Genomic DNA, 7,167 nt, shown 5'->3' with positions numbered 1-7,167 from the left:
CCATTATTACAATCGACGACGAATTTACAGTACAAATAATGGCTATCCACCGCTGGTTTATCGGGGGCTTTTTTTCGACAATCATCAACTCGCTGCATAGCATTCAAAGTTTTGATGATTGTTACCGACGATGAGGGCTGGCTATTCTATAGGGGCTTGGAAAATTCCTTGCGTGTTTTGACTGAACTATTATTGACAATTCCAGATCATCTGCTGAGATCACTTCATCCAATACCCCTGAAATAATTTGGGCTACATAGTGTTTATACGGAACAAGAAAGTCCGGAAGCGCATTGTGCAGGCGCTCACAGTGATTGCATTTTAACCGCTCAATCTGGATGAACTGCTTTGTTCCACCCTCGGTTTTCATGATTCTAAGCCTGTAATCACGATGCTGAAGAATGCTTTGGCAATCCGGGCAATAATGGATATCATGGCTCTCATATGAAAAACCTGCAATTCCTCATTGAAGGAAAGCCGTCCATCTGTTACAATAATCATGGTTCTATACCAGGGTCTCAGAGGACGCAATCTTGCAGGAAGGGTTCTCTGGGGCCTTTCTCTTTCTGTCGGTTAATGACATTATACAGAGCAACTCCCAGACATTCAAGTGAATCAATAAATGGTCATTTTAGTTGGTCAAAAACAGTATATTCCGACCGGCAAACTCCATTTGCACGGACATTTCGACCCAACTTCACGGAGGGTAAGATCCCACCCTCGCGGAAGCTGAACCATTAATAACTAAATGCTAATACTCAGAATCATTGTGGCCATGAGCAAGACGACAGATATGTTCGCACCACTCATCGGTTTCCATGGGATCCTGGTTATTATATAACAACTGAATATAGATCTGGTATGTGGGATGATCACTATATCGCCTGCCCAGATCGGAGAGAATGTCGCTTCTGAGATACTCATTATAAGGATATGTAAGATGACGGCTCAGCTCATAACGGGTTCTGACCGTTTCAGATTCCAGATGTTGAATATCTTTTATCAGATCATCAATCAACTGACAGAATTCGTATTGGCAATCGCAGTCGCAGCTGTAAAAGCAATTATTCTGATCAACCATGGCTTGCACCGCTTTTGGAAGAAGTCTTGAAGCTGCGCCGTTCCCGCATCGAAATTTTGCCACCAATCCGGATGTCATAGGCATTGTGAATGATGCGATCCATGATGGCTTCAGATATCGGGCTGTCATTATCCGGATCGGGATTGATGCGTTCATACCAGCCTTCCATCTCGTATTGGGTGCAGAAGATAATGGAACCTTCCTTACAGCGGGTTTCGACAATCTCAAGCAGATCATAGGCTTCCTGTGGTTCCAAGGTGCGGATCAGCCATTCATCGAGAATCAGCAGTTCAACCTTCTGGTAGGATTTGATGGTCTTTCTGAAAGTGCCACAACCCTTGGCAACACTTAACTCATCCAGCAGTTCCGGCATCCGGATGTAGCGGACCGATTTGAATTTTCGACAGGCAGCATTGCCCAGAGCATTGCTGAGGTAGGTTTTTCCATTATGTAAAGATTCACATAATGGAAATTATGCGAAGTTTTATGTTATGTAAAGTCGAAGGCGAAAATCATTGACAACATCTCTTTTTTCCGCCTTTAACTTTACATAATAATTACTCATTTGCAAATGTTTTTTAGCCATACCATCAGATTTTTATCATCGTTCCAGTCCGGTTGAATTGGAGCTTCTGCGTTTACATAAGCAGCTTCAAGAGCTTTACGTTTTGTTTCCGAATCGGCTCTTGCATAAATTTCCGTGGTTGTAATACTTACATGTCCTAAGAAATCGCGTATATAAATTAAATTTATATTTGACTGCAATAAGTGCATGGCTTTGGTATGTCGAAATACATGGGGCGTAACCTTCTCCGGAAAAATGATATCGGTATTGTTTTTGGCTTTATCTACATACTTCTGTATAATATATGTAATACCTGCTCGCGTCAGTCGTTCATTCCTGCTATTAAAAAATAACGGCGAATCCAGTTTTTCGGGTATTTCCCAAAACTGCTGCTCCTTTAAATATTGAACCAGCATCTTGTTTGTCCGGCTCATTAAAGGAATACTTCGGATTTTTCTGCCCTTTCCCAAAAGGGTAATGGTGGCCGGCGCAGATGTTCGAACGTCCTTCACAGAAAGATTGATGAGTTCCTGAACACGGGCACCGCTATCATAAAGCAGTGTGAGAAGCATTAGGTCTCTGCGACCACGTTTTATTGAAATATCCGGTTCATTTAAAAGTACAGACATCGCTTCAACAGAAAGATAAGTCATGTTTTCGTGAGTGCATTTTTTTGATGGTATTGCCATGATCTTCTGGAGTTCAAAGAGATTTTCAGGAAGCTCCGTTTCAACATATCGCACAAACGCATGAATACAGGCAAGTCGCTGATTTCTTGTAGAAACAGAGCAATTTCTCTCTTTTTCCAGCCAGTCAAGAAAACCTGAAATCAGTTCAGTATTAAATTGTTTCATAGTCAGACGCTCAATCCGGTTGCTGGCGGTGTTTTGGTAATACTGTAAAAATAAACGAAACGTATCGCTATAGGAACTAACGGTGTTTGAACTAACATTTCTCAGAGTCGGCAGATATGATCCAAGGAATGAAGTCAGATATCTGGCAAAATCAGTTGTTTTCATCAATATCCACCTCGGGTATGACCCAACCATAGTCAACATCCAAAGTATTTACAATATCCGGATACAATTCTGCTGTCAGACGTAGGTAATACTGGCTACTTCGAATACCGGAATGTCCCATGTATGCGGACAGGTAAGGAAGGGCCGTGGTCAAATCTTTTCCGTTTCGAACCCAGTTTCTCAGGCAATGTACTGCAAAAGTGTGACGAAGATCGTGAACTCTCGGTCCTTTTCCACGCCCACCATGGGATATGCCAGCAGTTTTGAGAATCAACCGATATGGATGATAAATATCTTTTAAAGATGTGCCTTGACTATTGAAAAAGAAATGCTCTGATTGTTGCCATTGTTCATAACTGCGAATATATCTGTCATAATTTTGACTTTGTTGTAATATTGTTTCATTAAGGGGGATAAAACGTTCCTTTTTAAACTTCGTTTCACGGATATGGAGGATACCGGTATCAAGATCAACATCATTCTTTTTCAACTGCATAAGTTCGCTACTTCGCATGCCGGTGCTGTATAGCATCTTCAAGATCAGTGTATACTGCCTGCTTCGAAATGGATACTTCTCTGTATTACTCATTTTAGCTGCCGATTGGAAAAGTTCTGCCAATTCATCATTGGTAAAAATATGTGGCTCGTAGGTGTCGTTTAGAAATATTCGTGATTTCACCGAATAAACATAGGCCTGATAACCAAGTCGAATCATATAATCTGCCAGACCCCGTATAACACCAATGCGATATTGGCGGTTCTTTTCTGTCTCATAAACTGTTTTGGAAATCCAGATTTTCACAAGTGCTTCATCCAGTTGCGGTTTTGTATATCCCTCCTGTTCTGCAAGGCGAATAAATCGGTTTAATACTTGCTCATTTTTGTCATACTTAAATCCGAGGCTACGTTTTTCTTCAATGTAGTGTGATACAACCTTCTCAAGCGTTAACGGTTTATTCATCTGTCAAACACCTCCTCGGGATTGAGCGCACATTCTCTCAAGCGGGCATAATCGATATGCAGATAAATTTCCGTAGATTTGAGATTGGAATGGCCCAGAATTTCTGATATAACAGGAAGTGGTATATTTTCCTCAAGGAGAGTACTCGCCAGTGTATGTCTCAAAGAATGCATTCCCAATGGTGTTTCTCTTGTAACCGGAATACCGGCTTCCCTGATATATTTTACAAGAATCCTGCTTAACGCTGAATTCGGAGTAAATGCTTCAAAAGGAGCAACATGCCTGACGAATACATACTCGGATTTTGTTCTCGGGCGGCCAGTTTTTAAATAATCAATCAAAGCCCATCCAACATCACGAAGAAGGGGAAACGATACGGGATTGCCTGTTTTGTGCTGAATGATCTGGATTGTACTGTCATGCCATTGCAGATTTTCGAGCTTAAGATTTTTAATATCTGAACATCGAAGACCATATCTTGCTACTATTAAAAGAATCGCATAATCCCGCTTTCCGGTAGGGTTTCCACGGTCTATGCATGAAAGAACTTTTGTCACCTCCTCAGTTTTCCATGTTTTTGGCATCGCTGGCGCATAGTAGTTTTTGATTTTTGGAAGGGAATCCGCCATATTCTGAGAAGTCAGTTCATTCAGGTAAAGATATTGAAGAAAACAACGAATCGCTACCATAGTTGAAGTCACTGACTTACTTGAATAATTGATGAATGTTCTGATATATTCTGCAAGTATTGTTGCATCGATACTATTGCAGTCATCAATCCCATGCTCATTCAGATAAAAAATAAAATGTCTGATGCGATTCATTCTGCTATAGTTTCCCTGTTCGGACAGATTTCTGCTTTTGCATTCTTCAAGGTAACCATTGAAGGCAGTCTGAAACTGTTTCGGGCAAACGGATGCCGCAGTCGGACCAAGCTTCCTGCGAAGAATAATCCCATGGATTTGATAATCCCCCAATACGCGAATATAGCGTACCTGTACACAGATCTTTTTTGTTGGTGAATTCTCGTGGATAGTATCATGTGTACAACCATAGTTTTCCAACAAAAACGAGCTTCCAAGATTCTCGGTGAAATAGACTTCGTTTCGCTCATTCGCAAAATTTAGAAATCGGCGGTAAAAACGCTGATAGTTGAGAATTGTTTGTTTTGCGTAGTCCATTTCACTCATTTTTTGAAGAACTGTATCAATCAGTTCTTCAAGGGTTAATAATCCTCCCATTGTTTACATCCTCCTATAGAAATATTTGAGCTTTGCTCTAAATACATTCTATAGGGTTATGTAAAGTTCAAGACAAAAAAACTTTGATTTTTAGTGATTTCTGCCCTCAACTTTACATAACGCATGACTTTACATAGTTGCCGCAACCGGTGGCGCCAACCAGAATGACGTTTTGCCCCTGGCGAATGTATTCGTTGCTTGCCAGACTTTCCAGCAGTTCGCGATTCAAATGACGATCCGGCAGATATTCGATATTTCCCAGAAAAGCTGCTGAATTATTAAATTTAGCTTCCTTGATGAGCCGTTTGATATTGTTGTTGTGTCGGGAATCATACTCCGCATCGACCATCAGAGCCAGACGTTCCTGAAATGACATGGAAAGATAGGTCATTTCATCTTCAAGCTGGTTCTGGTAACATTGGGCAAAAACGGGCAACCGCATGGTTTTCAGCTTTTTCAACGTATCATTATTCATCGCTGTCACCCCCGTAATAAGCCGGTCCCCTGACATAGGCATATTTGTTGATCTCATCCGGAGATGATTGTGATGTCGGTTGTTTTTTGTTTCTAGCGACCGAATCCTGTCCGGATTCCAGAATCAGTTTAATATTTTTGTAGCGGGGATTGGGAATGTATTCTAGTGCCGCCCCGCAAGCGCTTTCCAGTCGCTCGGCTGAATAGTGATTGGCCAGTTTTAAGAGAGACAAACAGCCTTTGTAGGCCTGTTCCTCCACCCGATAAGAGTCGAACATCTTTTGAACCACGGCTTTTGTCGATGGGCCAATATCGTCGGCCCATCTTAAAAATCGGGCCGAATCCCATTCACTGTAAAGTTGATGGTTGATCGGCATGTGGTCGACATTGGTTGAATACTGACCCCGTCGGCCATACAGCCGCCGATGGCTGCAAAGCCGGGTTCCCTTATAGAAAACTTCAATGATATTTCGGGTATAGCGGAGATCCACTTTTTTCCGGACGTATTCATAGGGGATCGAATAATATTGTTGATCGATTGAAACATGGTAGTTCAGCTGAACCGTGGCGGTTTTCCACTGGGCAAACTCAAAGGGAAATTTCGGAAGTGGCTGCATAAAGGGTAATTCTTCTTGTTGAAATACTGAATAACGGGAACCATCCTTTTTCTGAAAATCGGCATGATTGAATCGTTCCAGCTCTTTCAGTATGGCTCGATTCATTTCATGGATACTAAAAAATTGCCGGTTGCGGAGTTTTCCCATCACATGATTCGTCAGCAGACCAACCGAACCTTCCACCGCGGCTTTATCTTTGGGAGATAAGATCCGGGCCGGCAACAACCCGGTCTGATAATGATCAGCCAGTTCCTGATAGGCCCGATTGATGACGGGATCTTCATGCTTCTTATGACTCAGAATGCCTACCTTCAGGTTATCGGGAATGAGCAATCGGGTCGATGCACCAAAATAGTCATACATACTGATATGGGCATTGATCCAGTCTTCTTCCTTCATGGTCAGACAGGCTTTCGCATAGCAAATACATGCTAAACGGCAGGGTTGCCACAAAGAGATAAACTTTACAGCTTGTTCCCGTGACCTGATCATAAAGCGGCAGGGGTGTTCCCGCCCAGTCAACCATGATTTTATCCCCGGGTTTATGGTGGATATGCATGGTGAGCCGGTTCTGATTGACATGCTCCTGATAAAGCTTGCAGAATTGAGAATACATATAAGGCGGTCTTTGGGTATGCCGACACGTGTCAAGATATTCTTCCCAGAGCAGCTTTAAGATCACCCCATTTTTCAGCAGTTCCTTATGGATGTAATCATAATCCGGTAGTGTCATTACTGGGATCTGTGTTTCTTCCGGAAAGAGATGCTGATGCAGTTTTGATTCGTCAATGGCCTGAAGCTCCTGCTCATTAATCGGGTGGGCATCGCAGGCCTTTACCACCCTGGCTACTGTGTTTCGGGATACTTTTAACGTATCCGCAATTCTCCGCTGGCTGAATCCGTCAAGGCGGAGCTGTAAAATTTGTTTTTCTTTGGACATTAACATGTCCTCCTTTCGTAAGTATCACGGTTATCCCGTAGCTTCATTTTAATACTTACGTTAGTGGCTCTCTATAGCGGATTTGAAATTTTTAACAGGTGGCTCCCTGCGTCGGATTAGGTGGCTCTGCGCAGGAGACTGTGTGGCTCTAAATCGTCGGAATACTCAAAACGTTTGTATTGAAAGCACCCTTTTATAGTACTATTATCGTAAGCAGGTGTTTTTAGATGTTTCAATTCAGTTATTAAAAAACACTTGAATAAATGCTC

8 protein-coding genes and 1 pseudogene are annotated in these 7,167 nt (G+C 42.2%); all 9 read right to left on the bottom strand.

All coding sequences use genetic code 11. The annotated features are described in order from the left end of the window. Positions 1 to 121: 121 nt before the first annotated feature. Entirely contained in the window at positions 122 to 430 is a 309-nt protein-coding gene (locus BI182_RS17280) for a DUF6431 domain-containing protein (protein WP_353744764.1), read from the bottom strand. Between the two features lie 321 nt (positions 431 to 751). Next, positions 752 to 1,081, bottom strand: coding sequence for a hypothetical protein (locus BI182_RS09705; protein WP_286807526.1), 330 nt, complete (start codon positions 1,079 to 1,081; stop codon positions 752 to 754). Continuing rightward, positions 1,074 to 1,514: pseudogene (locus BI182_RS09700) on the bottom strand (ATP-binding protein); the annotation flags it as partial. The pseudogene BI182_RS09700 and the gene BI182_RS09705, both read right to left, overlap by 8 nt. Before the next feature lie 128 nt (positions 1,515 to 1,642). Next, entirely contained in the window at positions 1,643 to 2,665 is a 1,023-nt protein-coding gene (locus tag BI182_RS09695) for a site-specific integrase (protein ID WP_286807524.1), read from the bottom strand. Then, a complete protein-coding gene (locus tag BI182_RS09690; protein ID WP_286807523.1) occupies positions 2,652 to 3,626 on the bottom strand; it encodes a tyrosine-type recombinase/integrase in 975 nt (324 codons plus the stop codon). The genes BI182_RS09695 and BI182_RS09690 overlap by 14 nt, the downstream gene beginning before the upstream one ends. Further along, on the bottom strand, positions 3,623 to 4,867 hold the full coding sequence (locus BI182_RS09685) for a site-specific integrase (RefSeq protein WP_286807521.1): 1,245 nt from the start codon (positions 4,865 to 4,867) through the stop codon (positions 3,623 to 3,625). Before BI182_RS09685 ends, BI182_RS09690 begins: the two co-directional genes overlap by 4 nt. Before the next feature lie 112 nt (positions 4,868 to 4,979). Beyond that, positions 4,980 to 5,342 (bottom strand): ATP-binding protein, encoded by a 363-nt coding sequence (locus BI182_RS09680; RefSeq protein WP_286807519.1) that lies wholly within the window; start codon positions 5,340 to 5,342, stop codon positions 4,980 to 4,982. Further along, the gene (locus BI182_RS09675) at positions 5,335 to 6,357 is read right to left on the bottom strand and encodes a Mu transposase domain-containing protein (protein ID WP_286807517.1); all 1,023 of its coding nucleotides are present in this window, start codon (positions 6,355 to 6,357) and stop codon (positions 5,335 to 5,337) included. The genes BI182_RS09680 and BI182_RS09675 overlap by 8 nt, the downstream gene beginning before the upstream one ends. Continuing rightward, a complete protein-coding gene (locus BI182_RS09670) occupies positions 6,314 to 6,898 on the bottom strand; it encodes a helix-turn-helix domain-containing protein (protein WP_286807516.1) in 585 nt (194 codons plus the stop codon). The genes BI182_RS09675 and BI182_RS09670 overlap by 44 nt, the downstream gene beginning before the upstream one ends. Between the last annotated feature and the right edge of the window lie 269 nt (positions 6,899 to 7,167).

It is taken from the genome of Acetobacterium sp. MES1 (assembly GCF_002237635.1).
Taxonomy (GTDB): domain Bacteria; phylum Bacillota; class Clostridia; order Eubacteriales; family Eubacteriaceae; genus Acetobacterium; species Acetobacterium wieringae.
The sequence above is the reverse complement of the archived record's forward strand: the minus strand, read 5'-3'. Positions and strand labels throughout refer to the sequence as shown.

Coding starts and splice junctions, on each gene's coding strand:
- BI182_RS09705 (WP_286807526.1), bottom strand. CDS start 1,081: ATGGTTGATCAGAATAATTGCTTTTACAGCTGCGACTGCGATTGCCAA.
- BI182_RS09695 (WP_286807524.1), bottom strand. CDS start 2,665: ATGAAAACAACTGATTTTGCCAGATATCTGACTTCATTCCTTGGATCA.
- BI182_RS09690 (WP_286807523.1), bottom strand. CDS start 3,626: ATGAATAAACCGTTAACGCTTGAGAAGGTTGTATCACACTACATTGAA.
- BI182_RS09685 (WP_286807521.1), bottom strand. CDS start 4,867: ATGGGAGGATTATTAACCCTTGAAGAACTGATTGATACAGTTCTTCAA.
- BI182_RS09680 (WP_286807519.1), bottom strand. CDS start 5,342: ATGAATAATGATACGTTGAAAAAGCTGAAAACCATGCGGTTGCCCGTT.
- BI182_RS09675 (WP_286807517.1), bottom strand. CDS start 6,357: ATGAAGGAAGAAGACTGGATCAATGCCCATATCAGTATGTATGACTAT.
- BI182_RS09670 (WP_286807516.1), bottom strand. CDS start 6,898: ATGTCCAAAGAAAAACAAATTTTACAGCTCCGCCTTGACGGATTCAGC.